General features: G+C 30.5%; 16 protein-coding genes and 1 pseudogene. 1 reads left to right on the top strand and 16 read right to left on the bottom strand.

What is annotated here, in order from left to right; genetic code table 11:
* Positions 1–146: 146 nt before the first annotated feature.
* The 3 genes from thiW to RH99_RS09115 form a co-directional block, all read right to left on the bottom strand.
* Positions 147–638, bottom strand: coding sequence for an energy coupling factor transporter S component ThiW (gene thiW, locus RH99_RS09105; RefSeq protein ID WP_010236849.1), 492 nt, complete (start codon positions 636–638; stop codon positions 147–149).
* Positions 639–751: 113 nt separating this feature from the next.
* Positions 752–1054: a DUF202 domain-containing protein gene (locus RH99_RS09110; protein WP_010236852.1), complete on the bottom strand. Its 303-nt coding sequence runs from the start codon at positions 1052–1054 to the stop codon at positions 752–754.
* 351 nt (positions 1055–1405) lie between these two features.
* Positions 1406–2764: a fascin domain-containing protein gene (locus tag RH99_RS09115; RefSeq protein ID WP_243441477.1), complete on the bottom strand. Its 1359-nt coding sequence runs from the start codon at positions 2762–2764 to the stop codon at positions 1406–1408.
* A gap of 422 nt (positions 2765–3186) precedes the next feature.
* On the opposite strand from RH99_RS09115, the gene RH99_RS09120 reads away from it, so the two are divergent.
* Positions 3187–3774: a metallophosphoesterase family protein gene (locus tag RH99_RS09120; RefSeq protein WP_010236855.1), complete on the top strand. Its 588-nt coding sequence runs from the start codon at positions 3187–3189 to the stop codon at positions 3772–3774.
* A 100-nt stretch (positions 3775–3874) separates the two neighbouring features.
* Here RH99_RS09120 and RH99_RS09125 read toward each other — a convergent pair whose 3' ends face one another.
* The 13 genes and pseudogenes from RH99_RS09125 to RH99_RS09180 form a co-directional block, all read right to left on the bottom strand.
* Positions 3875–5770, bottom strand: a complete 1896-nt coding sequence (locus tag RH99_RS09125; protein ID WP_010236858.1) for a BMP family ABC transporter substrate-binding protein — start codon at positions 5768–5770, stop codon at positions 3875–3877.
* Between the two features lie 102 nt (positions 5771–5872).
* On the bottom strand, positions 5873–6574 hold the full coding sequence (locus RH99_RS09130; RefSeq protein ID WP_010236860.1) for an aspartate/glutamate racemase family protein: 702 nt from the start codon (positions 6572–6574) through the stop codon (positions 5873–5875).
* Between the two features lie 129 nt (positions 6575–6703).
* A complete protein-coding gene (locus RH99_RS09135; RefSeq protein WP_010236862.1) occupies positions 6704–6901 on the bottom strand; it encodes a cold-shock protein in 198 nt (65 codons plus the stop codon).
* Between the two features lie 193 nt (positions 6902–7094).
* Positions 7095–7775: a 23S rRNA pseudouridine(2604) synthase RluF gene (locus RH99_RS09140; RefSeq protein WP_010236865.1), complete on the bottom strand. Its 681-nt coding sequence runs from the start codon at positions 7773–7775 to the stop codon at positions 7095–7097.
* A 182-nt stretch (positions 7776–7957) separates the two neighbouring features.
* Positions 7958–11194: a DEAD/DEAH box helicase gene (locus RH99_RS09145; protein WP_010236867.1), complete on the bottom strand. Its 3237-nt coding sequence runs from the start codon at positions 11192–11194 to the stop codon at positions 7958–7960.
* 163 nt (positions 11195–11357) lie between these two features.
* Positions 11358–12206: an AraC family transcriptional regulator gene (locus RH99_RS09150; protein ID WP_010236869.1), complete on the bottom strand. Its 849-nt coding sequence runs from the start codon at positions 12204–12206 to the stop codon at positions 11358–11360.
* A 21-nt stretch (positions 12207–12227) separates the two neighbouring features.
* Positions 12228–13256 carry a Gfo/Idh/MocA family protein gene (locus tag RH99_RS09155; protein WP_010236871.1) on the bottom strand — a complete coding sequence of 343 codons (1029 nt, stop codon included), beginning with the start codon at positions 13254–13256 and terminating at the stop codon, positions 12228–12230.
* Positions 13257–13277: 21 nt separating this feature from the next.
* Positions 13278–14201 carry a sugar phosphate isomerase/epimerase family protein gene (locus RH99_RS09160; RefSeq protein WP_010236873.1) on the bottom strand — a complete coding sequence of 308 codons (924 nt, stop codon included), beginning with the start codon at positions 14199–14201 and terminating at the stop codon, positions 13278–13280.
* 153 nt (positions 14202–14354) lie between these two features.
* Positions 14355–15449 carry a Gfo/Idh/MocA family protein gene (locus RH99_RS09165; protein ID WP_010236875.1) on the bottom strand — a complete coding sequence of 365 codons (1095 nt, stop codon included), beginning with the start codon at positions 15447–15449 and terminating at the stop codon, positions 14355–14357.
* Between the two features lie 279 nt (positions 15450–15728).
* A pseudogene (locus RH99_RS18595) lies at positions 15729–16013 on the bottom strand (LbetaH domain-containing protein); the annotation flags it as partial.
* Positions 16014–16256: 243 nt separating this feature from the next.
* On the bottom strand, positions 16257–17111 hold the full coding sequence (locus tag RH99_RS09170; protein ID WP_010236878.1) for a carbohydrate ABC transporter permease: 855 nt from the start codon (positions 17109–17111) through the stop codon (positions 16257–16259).
* Positions 17111–18007 carry a carbohydrate ABC transporter permease gene (locus RH99_RS09175; RefSeq protein ID WP_010236881.1) on the bottom strand — a complete coding sequence of 299 codons (897 nt, stop codon included), beginning with the start codon at positions 18005–18007 and terminating at the stop codon, positions 17111–17113. The genes RH99_RS09170 and RH99_RS09175 overlap by 1 nt, the downstream gene beginning before the upstream one ends.
* 25 nt (positions 18008–18032) lie before the next feature.
* Positions 18033–19514 carry an ABC transporter substrate-binding protein gene (locus tag RH99_RS09180; RefSeq protein ID WP_010236884.1) on the bottom strand — a complete coding sequence of 494 codons (1482 nt, stop codon included), beginning with the start codon at positions 19512–19514 and terminating at the stop codon, positions 18033–18035.
* Positions 19515–19535: the final 21 nt, after the last annotated feature.

Consider the following 19535-nt stretch of genomic DNA (forward strand, 5'->3'; position numbering starts at 1 on the left):
CTGTATAATTATATTATGATATATGACATTTATAACTATAAATGTGTAAAATTAATGAAATAAATTATCATTGAGAAATTTTTAAAACATTTGTACGCAAAAAATGAGTCATGAAAAATCATTCATGACTCTAATATGTAGCACAATCAGATACCCTTCATCACACTTCTCACCTTATTCTGAAGTGCCTTAATAATCACATAAGCTATTATGCTTCCACCTGTAGTACTAAGTAAAAATGGAATAATATATACAAAAGCACCTACATTTTGTCCCATTATAAGATTGGCTATAGGAACTGCCACAAGAGAACCAAGTATTCCTGTTCCAAAAACTTCTCCTATAGCAGCTGCAACAGGTTTCTTAAATTTCATATACAGTATACCTGCAATAAATGCTCCTATCATACTTCCTGGGAAAGCTAATAGAGAGCCTGTACCCATAAAGTTTCTCAATAGAGATATACAAAATGCTATGGCTAAAGAATAAAATGGTCCAAGTATTATTGCTGCCAGCACGTTTACTGCATGCTGTATGGGATAGCATTTTGATACTCCAACTGGAATGTATATGGCAGTTCCCCCTAAAACACCTATAGCTATAAATAGAGCTGATAGAGTTAGTCTCTTTACCTTCATGAAAATCCCTCCTTTCTATCTTTTATTTTATCACTTAGCATAAGCTAGTTACAGTCCTAAGGCTAACTAACAATTAATAATATTCTTCTAAGTTTCCTTTATCTATTGATTGACTACTTATATAATACATTACTCAGTTTTTTATTCATTTTTCTATACTTATATATCCCTAAAACTATAGGTATAATACTTACTACCCCAGAAATTATACCTAAAACATAAGTAAAAGTATCATCAAATAATTTTATCAGTGAGATAGATATAATTATTAAACTTATGCCAGTTCTTATATATGACAGTAAGGTCCTTTCATTAGCCAGTGCAGTTCTGTCAGCAGCTAAAAAATCCCTCAATATCATATCATTTTTATCAAAGTTATAAACTGCTTCTTTATTCTTATCCTCTAGATTACTCATAATATACCTGATTTCTAAACATTAGACAAATTAATAGTACTGCTAATCTTTTCTATTCTCTATACAAAATCAGGATTTTTCACCTCAACTTTCTTTTTAGAATTTTATCTATCATTGATGTCCTTTTCCACTTACTCTCACAATTCTCTAAATAACAAAACTTATTTGTATTTTGATTTTACCATAAATTTTTACAAGGTACTATATTCCCGATATCTTATTATTAGCTTTTAATCAATTAATTTATCTTTGTAATTATTATTTCAATAGTCTTTTATATTATTATTTCTATTGTGTATAAAAAACTAGAGCTTAAGTATAACTCTATACCAAGCTCTAGCTTTTGCTTAATTAATGCTTCCATATAAGAAATTTTTCACAGGTACTTATGCAATCACTGCTTGCCACTAAAGAACCTTTCATATTAAAATCTGTAGTGACAATTTTATTATTAGCTGAAGCTATAATTGAGTAAGCCCCCTGTTCATGCCATATAAAGACAAATTTTTCACTGAGATCAATATCATTACCTTTAGCTATTAGTTTAGCCTCATTCTCTAAATCAACACTAACATATTTTCCGTTTTCCAAAGCCTTTAATGCCACAGTACCATTGTTTTGAGCCACAACTAAAAACTTTTCCCAGCTACCCATATTATTACTATCTGCCATTAGGAATCCACAATTTTCAAAGTTAGCCGCTACTATTTTACTGCTAAATTCATTATCACCATAAATACAGGAAGTAATGGAAACTACATCACCATCCCTAAGTATAGGGTCTTCTTCACCTATATTACATGCAACCAAAAATACAGCTCTATTTTGTTTCACCATACCATAGTTCAATTTCTTCATAAACTTTATTTTATATGGTTTATTAGTTCCTACATAGAAAGTTACTTCAGGAACTTTTTCATTTTCCTTAGTAAACTGAAATAACTGTTGTCCTAAACTTATTTTATCTTCTTCATTTACAAGTATATTAACTTCTTTTACATTCTTTATAGCAATAAATATAGCAATACCAAAGGATGTTTTTATCTCTACACTATTTTCATCTTCCTTTACATATGTAACAATACCCTGAACTGGTGAAACTACTTCTTCACTATTATCTTCATTTACATAAATTATACGACGCTTAAGTATTTTTACGTTTGAGGTAAAAGGTGAAAGATAGCAGTGTAATCTACATAAATAATAAAAAAATATAAATGCAGGTATAATCATTATAAGTTTGATTGGAAATTTAAACTCTATAATGAAAAATACAATAAGTGCTAATGTAATTATTAATACCAGAACTAGATGCATAAAAAGACGATTATGATAGAATTTATGCTGCTTGCCAGTAATGGGTGCATATATTATTTTGTTATAATATTTGTCTTTTTGTTTATTTATGTTTTCGGTATCAATGGAGGATTTTTTTCTCTTTAAATATTTTTTATAATTATTTTCTATGTATCTCCACATTATAATAAGCTTATCAATAATAGGTGAATACACTGCTTCGTGAGATTCTTCATCTTTATTAGCCAGATTTTTGTTATAAACAAATGTATTCTCTAAATCCCCCTGATTTTTATTACCTTTTTTTATATCACTAAATATTATTTTAAGTGCAAAGAAAACTACTGAGTATATAACTAAAATAGCAGCAACTTTAACAATCCAATTCAATTTACTTATTAACAAAGCCTTCACCATCTTATAACAATTTATTTTTAGCTTAATCTTAGGCATATGAAAATAAATAGTAAGTCAAAGATGCGACGTATATTTTGAAGCCTACAAGGAAATAGGTTCTTCAGATAGTGAGCTATCTGAGGGTTCTATTGACGTGGTGGGATTCAAAATAGACTAGCATACTGACTAGTTATTTATTTGAATGTGCCTTATACAATATATATTATAATATATCATATATATTATATATTTCTAGGTATTTATGGAATGTTTACCGTAATTTCATGTTAAAGCGTTTTCACTAAATAAGTAAGTGTAGTCTATGTAAACGCCAACATTTTTAAAATCTCTTCTTATTCTGTATTCTTACTCATAAAGATTATGATATAATTAGTTATGTAAAGGTTATATATAAGAATTACTAGAAAGTAGGGTTTTATATGAAAATACTTTTAGTTTCAGATGCAGAGTCTAGATATATTTGGGATTTCTTTTCTAAAGATACTTTTAAAGATATAGAACTAGTCATATCTTGTGGAGATCTAAACTCAAGTTATCTAAGTTATTTAGCTACTATGATTCATGTACCAGTTTTATATGTTCATGGAAATCATGATCATAATTATATTGAGAATCCACCCGGTGGTTGTGAATGTATAGATGATAAACTTGTGGTATACAAAGGAATAAGAATTCTAGGACTTGGCGGCAGCATGAAATATAAGAATGGTCCATTTCTGTACACAGAAAGCGAAATGAATAAAAGAATAAATAAACTAAGCTTTAATCTATTCTTAAAAAAAGGTTTTGATATACTGGTTTCTCATGCACCTGCCAGTGGAATTAATGATGATAACGATTTATGTCATGAAGGATATAGATGCTTTAATAAGCTTTTAGATAAATATTCTCCAAAGTATTTTCTTCACGGTCATGTTCATATGAATTATGGTAAAAAACCAAGAACAACCATATATAAAAACACTACAATTATCAATGCCTATGAATACTATATTCTAGAATATTAAAAGTGGACTACCCTACTGCAGTGAATAATTTAGTTGAAAGGTTAAGAATAAATGGAAAAAATTACACCCCAGGGGTGTAATTTTTAACTCTTCAGTTAATTTATTCTTCTATATATTTCTCTGCCTCTACGTTATCCACAAACCATTTCATATTAAGAATTTCATATGGATTAGGATACTGATCCTCTTCAATTCTAAGCTTTCCACTATTGTCATAAACCGGTCCCTCAAATGGATTAAATTCACCTGACACAATCATTTTTTTCATAGCTTCCACAAGTTTTTGCACAGTTATAGGTACATATTTCTTTGAATAGTATAAGTCCACAACTCCTTCAGACATACCATACCAGAAATTAATCAATCTAGAACTTGAGCTAAACATATCAACCATAGTTTTAAAGCTTTCATTCAGTATATTATTTAATATTTTTTCATAGTATACTCCCCAATTCCAAATAGGAGCTGCTAAATATTTATCTGGTTCTTTGCTTCCATTACCAAAACTACATAGCATAGAGTACGCACCGAACTTTTCAGTTTCATCTCTAGCAACTTTAAGATTTCTATTAGAAATAATATCACAATTTTTATTTAGCAGAATTTCCTCCACATCTGTAAACTTCTCATGACTATTCCACTCTCTAGTCCAGGCTACTTTTACTTTGCAATAAGGATTCACAATCTTAGCTCCTAATGCAAAAGCATTAATACCGGAGATTACTTCTGAAGAAGGACTGGTTGCAGAATATCCTATTATATTTGTCCTTGTCATAGTTCCCGCTATCATTCCAGTTAAAAATCTAGCCTCATAGACTCTTCCAAAATAGCAACTCATATGCTCATAGGGACTGTCATCTGAACAATTGAAAAATTTAATATTAGGATACTCCATGGCACATTTTAATGTGGCATTTCTAAATATAGGACTAGTAGTGAAAATAACATTATTACCCTCTTCTGCCAGAGATTTTATATATTCATAATCAAAAGCATTTTCTGGTACATCCTGAATATAACTTGTAGTAATTTGATTAAAGAGTTTATCCTCTACATATTTTCTACCAAGTTCATGTCCATAGGTCCAACCAGAAGTTTTAATAGTTCTAGCATAAACAAAGGCTACTTTTAATTTTTTTGAAATATTTATTAGATTTGGTATACCTGCAAGCTTTCTCGTAGAATCATTTCGAGAATTTGTTTGAATTTCTACATTCTTATCTTTAAAATGAGCTAACTCCTTAATAAGCTGTTTTAACCTTTTAGTAACCTTCACTTTTCCTAAGGAATCATTTATACCATACAATGATATATATTCAAGAAAAGCATCTCCTGTGGTTATTGGAAGTTTTCCTCCCCCCATTTTAAGATATAATTCTCTAAATGTATCATATTTAAATTTTTTAAAATGCTTATATTTATCATCCTCCAAATAAAGCTTTGGATTATAAGTCTCTAACATAGTCATAAGCTTAGAAAAACTGTGCTTTTTTGTAAACCATATTTCATTCAATTTTGTTTTATTATAGAAATCCAGAAACTCATAATATATAGCATTTGTTACGTCATTTTCCTTTTTCTTAGGTACAAGTCTTATAACCTGTGCTCTTATTGAAAATGCCTTGAAAAACTTTAGTACACTTACTCTCTTATTTCCCTCAATTACATAGAAATAATTGAGATATTCATAAACCTTAATTGGTTGATTTATACCCTCTTCCAAATGACTGTCACATAAAGCTATCCACTTATCTCTAAATTCTGATTCTTTATCCATTATTGGCATAAATCCTTTTGAAAAAGCAGTGCTTCTAGACTGGGAATAAGTTCCCACTATCTTCTTTAAAGGTACATCAAGAATACCTAAATCCACATTAGAAACTATTTCTTCATCTTTCAACTTTTCATCAAGAAATTCAAGTCCACCTTGTGATGAATACTCCCTTTTTCCTATTTTACTTGCTTCTCTATAATATTCCTGAGTTTCCAATCCCAAAGCATGGCACCTCCCATATCAATTATGGTAAAACGTAAAATCTATACTATAAATTATAATCTAAAGATAAGAATTTAGATATATATTTTGTGGACTTTCCACTTAAAATTCAGCATTCTTTCTAATTTCCTCTATAATTCCATCTACGTGTATTTGTACCGTATTCAAAAATGGAATATTCAGATCTCTATCCTTTAATATAAGGGGGATTTCAGTACAACCTAGTATAACTCCATCAATGGACTCCTCTTTTTTCATTCTATTGATTATGCTTAAAAATCCTTGTCTCGTTCTTCTATTAATAATTCCATTTTCCAGCTCAGTAAATATTCTCTGCTGAATATATTCCCTCTCGGCCTTTCTTGGTACAACAATATCTATTGCACTTTTTAAGAAACTGTCCTTATAAAAGGGTTCTTCCATAGTAGTAAGTGTTCCAAGAAGTGCCAGTCTTTTGAGCTTCATCTCCTTAGCCCTTTTTCGAGTTTCTTCAACAATACTTAAAACAGGCATAGGTGAAAGCTTTTTTATTTTATAAAATACTATGTGTGGCGTGTTCGAGGATATAACTCCGATAGTTGCTCCTGCCATATATAGATTATTAAGAGAATTTACTATAAGATTTACAAGCTTATACCATTCTTTATTTGAAACTAGAGTTAGAACTTCCTTCATATCAATACTATCGATAATTATTTTAGGATAGCTTCCATCTGTTTTTATCTTTTGATACTTGTATATTAAACTTTTATAATAATCCACTGTAGATTCTGGACCAATTCCACCAACAATTCCTATTTTCATTTACTCACCGCCCTAATTATCCTTATAATTATATTTTATGTGAAAGTAGTATAGTGAGTACTTATTAAATTTTGCGCATCAAAAAACCCCTTAAAGATTATATCTTTAAGGGGTTAAAATATCTGCTAATTAAAGAACAGTGATATTTTCAGCTTGAGGTCCTTTTGGTCCTTCAACTACGTTGTAAGCAACTTTTTGGCCTTCTTCAAGTGATTTATAACCATCTGAATTTATTTGTGAAAAATGTGCGAAAACATCTTTTCCGTCTTCTCCTGTAATAAATCCAAATCCTTTTTGTGCATTAAACCATTTAACTGTACCATTCATGAATGTGTACCTCCGAAATTTTATTTTTCTTAAACTCTTTGTAATAATACACCAACAAAATTTCGATATCAACATACTATAAAACTATAATACTAATTGAAAAATGTGCGTGTTACATTAATTACGATTCATTTAAGCTATAACTCATTATAGCATCACCTTTTTCATAAGTCAAGAAAAAAATAATGTTTTTTTATTTATTTTTTAATTCTTTTATTTCTTCCTCTGTAAGCTTACGCCACTTGCCAATATCTATGCCCTCAATATTTATATTCATAATTCTAATACGTTTAAGCTTCACCACTGTATATCCAAAGCTTCTACTCATTCTACGAATTTGTTTATTAAGTCCTTGAGTAATAATAATTTTAAAAGTATCCTCTGTAATTCTTGTAACTATGCAAGTCCTTGTTTTAATACCACCAATATCTACGCCTAGACTCATTCCCTCAATAAAATCGTCATTAAAATGTTTATCTACAGTTACTATATATTCTTTTTCATGTTCATTTTCTGATTTCAAAATTTTATTTGCCAGCTCTCCATCATTAGTCATTAGTATTAATCCCTGTGAAGCTTTGTCTAACCTACCCACAGGGAAAATATATTCTGGATAGTTCATAAAGCTTATTATATTATCTTTTACTTCCTTTGCCGCAGTACAAGTAATTCCCACTGGTTTGTTTAATGCAATGTATGTCTTATCCTTTACAGGAATAGGCTTATTATCAATAAATATATTGTCCTCTAATTCTACCCATTGCCCAGGTATACAGAGGCCTCCATTTACAGTTACTCTATTTTCTTCTATAAGCCTATTAGTTTCTCTTCTAGAGCAATAGCCTAAATTACTGAGAAGTTTATTTATTCTCATACAAAAATTGTCTCCTCTTTTTTCCTGATTAATTAGTTTGTTATTTTATATTAATCTTCATCTATCAGTGAACTTACTTAGCCAGAGTTTGTACTCACTCTAAGTTTAGATGAAGTATACAACAATGACTAGCCACTGCTATATGATAATTCATCTGTAGTATTATCAGTTAAAATTGTATATCACCTAAATAAGTTTACAATTTCATCTTCAGATAATGCAGTAATTCCATGACCACCAGAAAGGTCTTCTCCAAGTAAACTATCTATAAGCTTCTTCTTCTCTTCTTGAAGAGTTATAATCTTTTCCTCAATAGTTCCCTTTGCCACTAATTTAATTACTTCTACTACATTTTTCTGTCCTATTCTGTGAGCTCTATCTGTAGCCTGTTCTTCTACAGCTGGATTCCACCAAGGATCAAAGTGAATTACTACATCTGCTGAGGTTAAATTTAGTCCTGTGCCTCCAGCTTTTAAACTTATTAAAAAAACTGAATTTTCTCCTTTGTTAAAACTTTCCACTATAGTCATTCTATTTTTTGAAGTTATTGATCCATCTAAATAACTATAGTCTATTCCCTCTACATCTATTCTCTTTGCTATATTTTTAAGTACTGAAGTAAATTGAGAAAATACCAGTATTCTGTGTCCTTCATCTACGCTTTGAGTTAATAGTTCTGCCAGTGCCTCTATCTTTGCACTACTTCCGGTATAATCATCCATTACCACAGAAGGATCAAGGCATAGCTGTCTAAGCTTTGTAATGTAAGCAAGAATCTCTATCTTGCTATTTTTAAATTCATCTTCTTTTACCTTCTTCTCAATGAGCTCTACAGCATGTTTTGCATAAGTTCCATAGATTTTTTTCTGCTTATCTTCTAGATTAATCATCATAGTCTTTTCTATTTTATCCGGCAACTCCCTTATAACATCCTTTTTCTTTCTCCTCAAAATAAATGGATTTATAAGTCTATTCAAATCTTCAATAACTTCTGGCTCTTCCTTAAGCTTTTTATAATACCTTACACTGAATCTCTTTTCATCATATAGATAACCTGGCATAACGAAATCAAATATGGACCACATCTCCATAACAGAATTTTCTATAGGAGTTCCAGACAATGCAAACTTGGTATTTGCATTTATTTTTTTAACAGTTAGCGCATTCTGAGAATGTGGATTTTTTATATTTTGAGCTTCATCCAGTAAACAATAGCTAAATTTTATAGATTTATACATTTCAAAATCTCTTTTTAAAAGATTGTACGTAGTTATAATAGAATCGTATTTATCTATATTTTTTATTAACTCTTCTCTTTCTTTTTTAGCTCCATTAACTGCTACTACCTTCATAGTAGGTGCAAATTTTTCAAATTCATTAGTCCAGTTATATACCAGTGAGGTAGGTACTACAATTATAGACTTACTACCCTTATTGGATAATAAAAATGTAATAGCTTGAAAGGTTTTTCCAAGTCCCATTTCATCTCCAAGTATTCCTCCAAAGCCCAAATACTCTAATGTTTTAAACCAATTATAACCTACTCTTTGATATTCCCGAAGATCCCCCTTTAGCTCCTTAGGTTCTTTAAAGCTAAGACTATTTATTTTGCTTAGTTTATTTCTTATCTTTTTAAGCTCTGGCTTACCTTTAATATATCTAATTTTATTTTCTTCCAAGTATTTATCTAAATAAATACCTTTATTTTTAGGTATTTCAATAAAATTTTCTTTTATATTCTTAGGTGATACCACATCTAATAGCTTTAAAAACTTTTTAAGTTCCAACTCTTCTAAATCAAGATACTCTCCGCTTTTAAGTTTATAGTATTTAAGACTATCCCTAAAAGCTCTTAGAATAGCAGTAGTTTCCTTAGGTGGTATATCTCCCAGTTTAAAGTCCATTTCAAAATAATTGTATTTTCCCGTTTTAATGTTTCCACTAATATTTTTATTACCAAGAGACTTAATCCCTTTAAAGTTTTCAGAATAAAATACCGATCCTACTTTCTGAAGCTTTTCAACTTCACTTTTAAAGAATCTAAATATGTAGTCATCTCCCCATAGAAGATAGAATTTATTTTCTACTTCCTCAAAGCCTAACCTTCTTAGTAAACCTATAATCTCTATTTCTTTTTTTGAATCCCTATATATTACTTTCTCACTGCAATCTCCAAATATATTGAACTCAAAAGCTCCGTATTTAACCTTTGTAGTAAGTGTAATATCTTTTCCCTCTTTATCAAAATAGAAGTTAAACTCACATTTTTCTTTTACAATTTTATCTTTTATTTCCTTAGACAGAGTTACATCCTCTGATAAATAATTAAGATTTGGTATTAAATTTCTAAGAATAGTATCCTCTTTGTCACTAGGTAGTTTTACCACATTTGCCTCATTAAACACTGTAAGATAGGGTCTTATTTTATTACAGTATTCATAATCCGGTAAATAAACAGTACTTCCATGAAAGAACACATTGTCTCTTGAGCCTAGTGCCATAGGCATACCGCTAGGCAATTTAAGTACATAGTCTTTTTTAATCATCTTTAAATCAAATTCTATAGGTGGTGCACTGTCTAATATCTCCGTTTCAAAACATCTATATAAGAAACCTTCATTTAAATAGACTCTATGCCTTTTTACTACTTGGAAAAACTCTCTAACTAAATAATCTGGTACATGTATATACTTCCCATCAATATTGGATTTTCTTATTTTATTAGCTCTCCCAAGAGATCCATTAATACTTATAAGCATTTGTATAAAATCAGTAAGACCCTTATCTTTTGTACTTAACTTATTTTCACCCATGCTTAAAATAAAATTTTTTCCATAGGTTATAGGTGCATTATTGTAAATAGCCATTAAAAACTGGCTTATATCCTTTAAAACATAGAGATTATTTGAGCTCATAGAACTTAGTCCTATTCTAAATTCTGCTGAAATACTATGATTCCACATATCTCTGTTTACATATACCTCTATCTTTACTTCTTTCTTACCTTTTTCATTGCCTAAAAGCACATCTAAAGTATCCTCAGCATATTTAGGCTGAAAAACACTCTCATTCTTTGGGTCCTTTAAAAGAGGATTACTTATTAGTTCATCTACAGCTTTATAAAAAGTGGCTACTAAATGCTTACAACAATAATTTTCTTTGAATTCATTGTTTTCATAATCTTTACAACTACAGTAAGTTGAAACTATACTTTTATTCACTGCATACATTTCAATTTGTGTTTTATACTCACTAAATAGATTTTCTGAAATAACATTACCCTGTACACTGATAATATCATCTACATTTTTTATATCTATAGAGGAAACTAAATCATTGTCTATAATTCTTTTTCCTTTAGAATGATTTTTTCCGCTGGTATTCTCATTAAATATTTGAAGCAATAAATCTCTATTCATATATATCACCTTAGTAACTTTATATTGTTAATCTTAAACTATTTGCTTATTCTATATTATAATTTAAATTATATCATTAATTTTAACAATACTCATAAAAAGAAGTAATCCCTAAAATTTATATCCAGAAATAAATTTTAAGGATTACTTCTTATAATGCTATCTATTTTACATTTTTTCTATATTCCATAGGAGCACAACCTTTTAACTCTTTAAATACGCGATTAAAACTTTTAACACTATTAAAGCCTGACTTGTACGCCACTTCTATAATAGAATCTGTTTTATCCATTAAATACCATTCGGCTTTGGTTATTCTAAAATTACTTAGATAATCTAAAAAAGTCATACCAGTATTCTCTTTAAAAAATCTTGTGAAATAATACTTACTGAAACCTGCAACTTTTGCAATCTGCTCTAAATCAATATGATTTTCATAATTTTTATCTACATATTGAAATACTCTATCAAGTTTTTGTAATTTTTCCCTTTGACGACTTTTCTCTTCCAGTGAATACTCAATTTTAGGCATATATCTCAGTAATATACCTGCTAAATCGTATAACCGGGCCTTTAAAATAAGCTTATAACCTTCCTTAGCTTCACTGTTTTCACGAATAAGTTCTTTTATCTGGCTTTCCATTAAATTATAAATTTCACTTTTCTTTGTAAACCTCTGAGACTTAATAAACATTAACTTTATAGACCTTGTATTCTTGGTTCCTGAAATAAAATTATCATATATAGACATTCTAAATTGTATAACTGCTCTTTTACTAAGTTCCATTTGTTTAAAGAAATAATGCACTTCTCCTGAACCTATAATAAGTATATCTCCAACCATAAGATTATATATATGATTACCTGCCCCCACTTTAACACTGCCTTCTACAATATATATAATTTCAATATCCTCATGCCAATGATGTGGAGTACTCATATACCCATCATTAAAAAACAGTCTAAATGGAAAGTCTGATTCCAATACAGTCTTTTCAAGGCTACCTTGCATATTCCCTCCAAAAATTCTTTATTATAATTCTATTTTAACCCTCTTTTTACCGGATTCATAGATACTGCATATCATTTTTTGAGTTTTTATTGCTTCCTCACCTGTAATATCAGGTTGTATTCCTAAACTTATAGCATCATAGTAGTTTTTTATCTGCTTTTTATGACTTGTTCCCCAATATCCCTTTGTTCCATTTCCGTAATGAAAAACATCTTCTGGATTATCATCTGCAATGAATTCTCTGCCATCTTTTAATTTTATATGTGCACGATCTCCTATCATATTTGCAATACCCTTTTCACAGTGAATTTCTATTTTCACTGGTGCATCATAGGTGTAATAATTTATAGCGTGAAAAGCTGTTACTACTCCATTCTTATATTTTATAACTCCTTCAGCAGAATCTTCTACTTGTATTATTTCATGAGCTCTATTACTTATATTGGCATCTATATAGTCTATATCACTATCTACAAACCACCTCATTAAATCCATGGTGTGAATGGCCTGATCTATTATAACTCCGCCGCCTTCCATTTCCCAGGTGCCTTTCCACTCACTATGGCTGTAATACTCATCTGAACGGTTCCAAGTAACTTCAAGCTTTCCTGCTAGTACTTTGCCCAGCTCGCCAGACTGAAGAGTTTTCTTTATTAATTGAGAGCCAGGATTATATCTATTCTGAAATATAACACCCAATGTAACCTTGTTATCCTTAGCAGCTTTAATCATTGCTTCTGCATCCTCCAGCTTTATTGACATAGGCTTTTCTGTAAGTATATGCTTACCTAACTTTGCAACATATATGGCAACCTCAGCATGAAGATAATGAGGAAGACAAATGTGAATTACATCTATCTCCTCTTTGTTTAGCATTTCTTTATAATCAGTATAGAAATTGCAATTAAATTCATTGGCTTTTTCTCTTGCCCTATCCTCTTTTAAATCACACACGGCAACAATTTCGGCATTCTCCAGTGCCTTTACCGATTGCGCATGCATAGGAAATATATTACCGCATCCAATGATAGCTGCCTTAAATATTTTCATATAATCATCTCCCAAATTAAGTTACACCAATTTTTTAAGATATTCTATTCCCAAAAACAAGCCTTCCTTTACCTTTTCCTCGCTGCCTTCATAAAGTGGATCTTCGTGTTCAATACTTATAACATCATCGTAACCTATTTTTCTCAATTCATCTATAAAACTCTTCCAATCAATCTGTCCAAGACCTGGCATCCTGTACCTCCAGTATCCACAATCTTCAAAGTTCACATTTAGCTGTTTATTATACACACCATATTCTTTTAATCTGTTTTCAAATACCTCAGCATCCTTTGCATGAGTATGAAATATCCTATCCTTAAATTCTTTAATTGGACTGATATAATCCATGAGCATTGAATGTAGATGAGATGGATCATAATTTAGCCCGAAGTTCTTATTTGGAACCCTTTTAAAGATTTCTCTCCAAAGCTCTGGTGAATAAGATATGGTTCCCGGTATACCCTTTATCTGCCAGCCAGGCATTGCACAATTTTCAATTATTACCTTTATTCCTCTGTCCTCAGCGTACTTAACTAAATCGCTAAACACTACCTGAAATTCATCAAGATTTTCTTCTATAGTCTTATCTATATTTCTTCCAATAAAAGTTCCAACTGCTGGAACTTTAAGAAGTACTGCAGCATCAACACATTTTTTGAAATGATTATTTATCTTAGTTCTTTTATTTATGTCATGATCTAAATTGTTATCATAATAAGCTAGTGAAGAAATTGTCAGCCCATATTCTCTAAAATATTCCTTAATTTCCTCAGCTTCCTTTTCAGTAAAATTATCAACATCTATATCACAGCTTGAATAATCTCTGCCATTAGATGCCGGCCAGCATGCAACCTCAAGTGACTTAAAGCCTTGCTTACTTGCCCATTTTGCTTTCTCCTTAAGTGGTATACTTCCAAGACTTACTGTTAATAAACCTATATACATATTAAAACACTCCTTCTACTAATTTTTTTAGATTCTCACAACCTATTCTGCGGATTTTATTATTGAACTCTTGAAATCCGAAGCTGTTTTATCCTTGATACTGTATAATTACAGTTCCATTAATAAACACATAAAACATACTTCTTCTATATTCTAATTGTTAAGGTAAATCGGTTCTCCCTTTTCAGCTGATTCATATATTGCTTCTAGTATTTGAGTAACTACCAATGCCTGTTCTGGTTTTACCACAGGCTCCTTATCTTCTAAAATACATTGAACCCATTGTCTTGCCTCAAGCTCTGCAGGGTCCTCCGAAGCTCCATCATAGAAGTCAACCCCCCCTGCATCCAGTTCCACTTTGGTTTGGTATAATGTACTAAACTTCTCTCCATTTATCCTAAGACCATCTGACATATCTGCTCCTCCTTCTGTTCCACAAAGAGTTGTTTGAGCTTCTCCAACATCCAGGCTATTTATTGCCCAACTTGATTCCAAAACTATAGTTGCTCCATTTTCCATGGTTATAAATCCGAAAGCTGAATCCTCTACGGTAAATTTAGCTGGATCCCAAGGGCCCCATGCATTTGCGGCATTCTCTTTACTTCCAAGCTTATGATATATATTACCCACTACATATTTAGGTTTATAATTGTCCATCATCCATAAGGTCAAATCAAGAGCATGAGTTCCTATATCTATTAATGGACCTCCCCCTTGTTCAAATTCATTGAGAAATACCCCCCAGGTCGGAACTGCTCTCCTTCTTATAGCATGTGCCTTTGCATAATATATTTCTCCTAATTCCCCAATTTCACAAGCCTTGTGAAGATATTTTGAATCTCCTCTAAAACGATTTTGGTACCCTATAGTAAGTTTTTTACCAGTACGTTTTGCTGCTTCCAGCATCTTTCTTGCCTCTTCTGTAGTTTTTGCCATTGGTTTTTCACACATTACATGTTTTCCAGCTTCCAGTGCATCCACAGTTATAAAGCTATGAGATCTGTTAGGTGTGCATACATGAATAACATCAATGCTTTTATCCTTTAACAGTTCCTTATAGTCTTCATAAACTTTAGTATCTTCTGTGCCAAACTCCTTTGCTGCCTTTTCCGCTTTTTCTTTTTTAATATCGCAAAATGCTGCCATCTGAACCTGTGATATCTTTGCTAAGCTTGGCATATGCTTGCCATTTGCAATACCACCGCAACCTATAATCCCAATTTTTAATTTTTTATTTTCATTTTCCATAATATCTCCTGACTTTTTAGGCATCACACATTTGTAACCAAAAAATCAGTATTTTCACTTCCTTTCTTAGATTAATATATAATTTTGTTAATGAAATCTTTTTTCTGTAATCTTATGATTAAAAGAAAGTAGTAACTTAAAATCCAAACTCAATTCTTAACGTTTACACATATAATTTTATAACAGAAATGTTTTAATTACTTCCCATGAATTGCTCACTCATTCTCAAATATTGCTGTTTTTATTTTAAGAATGCTTTTACCAGTTTCTATACTATCATCAATAATCTTCAACATCAAACTCTTTATTTTTATAATAAAATTTTCTATCCTCTTCTGTTATTTTACAAACAATTCTACATAGATTTCACACCGAAATCACATTATCCGGAATATCTTTTGTAACGACACTTCCTGAACCGATTACTACATTATTACCAATATTTACTCTTGGATTAATAACAACACTTCCACCTATACAAACATTATTGCCGATGGTTACTCCAATTCCGTATTCATAGCCAAAATTTATTGAATCAGAATGAATAGGATTGATGTTAGTATACTAAGAGCGATATGTATTATCAAATAAAATACCGTACTCTGTTTTGTTTTTCAAAAAAAGCCTGCTTAGAAAAATAAGCAGGTGAAAATAGTATTCAAAATACAATATAATCATATATTTTTATTACGTTATACATATACGCATATTTTTGAACATAACAGAATTAATTCCTTCTTTTTTATTATTTTTTATTTAATATATATATAATTTGATTCGTTGTGCTAGTTAAATGATTAATTATCTCTAACCTTTTTCAGCTCCATCTGTAACTCCAGCTATAATATATTTTTGTAAGAATAAGAATAGAATAACTATTGGTATAATGACAATCAATACTGATGGAAAAATTAGTTCCCATGGATTACCATATTGCCCCGCCAGGTTTTTAGCATAATACAATGATAAAGTTAATGTTTTCTTTTCTGAATTTCCAAGTACTAAAAATGGTAATAGATAGTCATTCCAAATCCATACTGTATTTAATATTATTACAGTTATAGTTGTTGGTCTTACTAAAGGAAATATAACTTTAAAGAATACCTGAAATATATTTGCCCCATCAATTACTGCTGCTTCTTCTAATGAAACTGGTATACTTTTCATAAAGCCATGATATAAAAATACAGAAAGACTTAATCCAAAACCGCCATACATCAAAATTAACCCAGTTATATTCTTTAAATGTAATACTTGCATAAAACTAAGTAATGGATACATTACAGATTGAAAAGGTATTAGCATAGCAGCTGTAAATGCTAGAAATAAAATATTAGCAAATTTGGATTTACTTCTCACCATTACCCAAGCCGCCAAAGAAGATATAACAACTAGTAGAGATACTGATACTACTGTGATTAGTAATGTATATCCCAAACTGCGTAATAAATGAATTTGCTCGAAGGCATTTTTTATATAGGATAAATTCCATGTTTTAGGTAGTGAAAGAGGTGAATTTACAATTTGTGCCTGCCCTTTAAATGAATTAATAAGTAAAAATAATAATGGAAAAATTGTATATATAGCAGCGAAAATTAGAACTACATACATTACAATATTTTTAATATTTCTTTTATTCTTCATTTCTTTTAAATACTTCATTAAGCTTCAACCTCCTTCTTTTTCATTACAGATACTTGAACTAGAGCAACAACAGCAACTAATATAAAGAATATGACTGCTTGTGCCTGAGCAAAACCATAATTGGGTGGATTAGTATCTTTAGTTGTTTGTAAAATCTGAAGTGCTAACATCCTTGTACCAAAATCACCATTTGTTAATGCTAAATTTTGATCTAGTAATCTAAAACAATTTGAAAGTGTTAAGAAAAATACAACGGTGAAAGAAGGCATAAGCATTGGAAGAGTGATACTTTTAAATTTTTGAAGAAAGCTCGCTCCATCAATACTTGCAGCTTCGTATAGATCTTTAGGTATATTATTTAATCCATTTACGTAAATCATCATCATATATCCGGCCATTTGCCAAGTTACCATTATTACTAAAGCAAACATTGCTTTGGTAGAACTTTGTGTCATATTAGTTAATGCCTCTATAGGGAAAATACCATTCTGACCAAAGAAAATTTTTGAGTATACAATCTGAAAAATAAACTGCCATATAAATCCTAAAGCTAATCCACCTAGTAAATTCGGCATATAGAAGATGGCTCTTAATACTCCAGCGCCTCTCTCTATTTTAGTAAGCAATACTGAGACATTTAAGGAAGCTATATTTATAGCAATTACTGCTATAACAGTAAATTTAACTGTATATAAGAATGCAGTTGTAAACTTTGTAGATTTAAACACCTTTCCATAATTACTAAAACCTACTAAGGCCTGCCACCAATGTTCACCCCCCACAAAATATGTTCCACGCCAACTGGTAAAGGAATATATAAACCCTATAATAAAAGGTATTAAAATTACCATTATAAATAATATAACAGCTGGCAGTGCAAGTATCTTAAACCATTTTTTATAAAACAATTCCATATTATATCACCCTCTCATATAAATTCTAATTGTAATCCTCTTTTAGTTCCTTCCATTTCTCAATACAATAATCTGCTATTTTTTTATAGTCTGTTTCAGTCCAATTTGATTTTATGAAATATTGTTCCATTAATATTTTTCCATAGGCTTCTTGTCCCCAGGAATTTGGCGCTCCATTAAATGGATTAGATAATATATTTCCCTCTTGCTTATAGGTAATCAAGTCATTACTTAATGGATTATCTAATTTAGTATCTGAAGTTGCATTAAAGGGTACAAAAGCAAATTCTTCAGTAATATACTTCTTACCAGTTTGCGAGGTATTAAGCCATACTAAAAATTCTTCTGCTTCCTTTTTTTCCTTTTCACTTACTTTATTATTTATTACATAATAATTTGGGACAAATTCTGGTATGGATTCATTAAACTTTTGCGCAGTTAATCCCTTTACCTTAATATCTGAATCAGTAAATGGTAATTTCATTGGAAGCATAGTTAAAGAAGATGTAATATTTGCATTTACTTTTTTAATATTGTTATATACCCAATTACCCTGTTTAATGAATAGTGCTTTATTGTCTGCAAAGGTCTGTACCGCTTGATCATATCCTGAAGTTGTTGAGTTAATAAAATCAGGACTACGTTTTAATGCACCATTTGACCCTGCAAGATATCTAGTTTCAAAATCCAGTGCCTGAATGGATTTTTGTAAAGGGACTCTCAGTTCTTCTACCTGCTTATCTGTTGCATTTTGTGCTGCTGGTAAACTATTAAATACAGTATTTAATGGATAATTACTAAAATGATCTCCATATGTCCATTTTTCCGCTCCAGCTACTGAAAATACCCCATTTAACTTTGATGTAAGCTCAGTTTTATTCTTAGACAACTTATAGGTATGTCCACTTAATACTACAGATCTACTCTTATCTTCTTTAATGTAGTCGTCTACAGCAATAACCATATCTTTAAATTCTTCATAATTAGCTGTTTTGAAATCCTTAATAAATTGTGTTGTATCAGTAAGACTAAATAAATCTGCTATCATTTTCTTATTAACAATTAATCCATATCCTTCAATATCATATGGAATGCCATAATTTTCACCATCTTTATTTTTTAGTTTCATTGATTCAGGTATACTATTAGCTAATTCCTTTAATTCAGGATTTGTTGCTTCCTTAAGATTCATGGCATAACCACTATATTTCCATTCATCTAATGCCCCTGCGCCAACAGAGAAAATTGATGGCTTTTCATTTGAGTTCATAGCGGCTCTCAATGTATCCAGTACTTCTGTTGTACCCAATGAAAAGACTTTAACTTTAACTCCTTTTTCTTTTTCATATTCTTTACAAAGTTTTTGAAGTGCATCAGCATTTTCACTTTTACCATTAAAAATATAAATATCATAATCATGATTTGACGATTGACTGCATCCAACTATACTGCCAACAAGTATAATTGCAAGTAAGAGTATCATTCCTAGTTTCATTTTTTTGAACATTTTAAAATCCCCCTTTTTTAA

This window comes from Clostridium arbusti SL206 (genome assembly GCF_000246895.1).
Classification (GTDB): Bacteria; Bacillota; Clostridia; order Clostridiales; family Clostridiaceae; genus Clostridium_I; species Clostridium_I arbusti.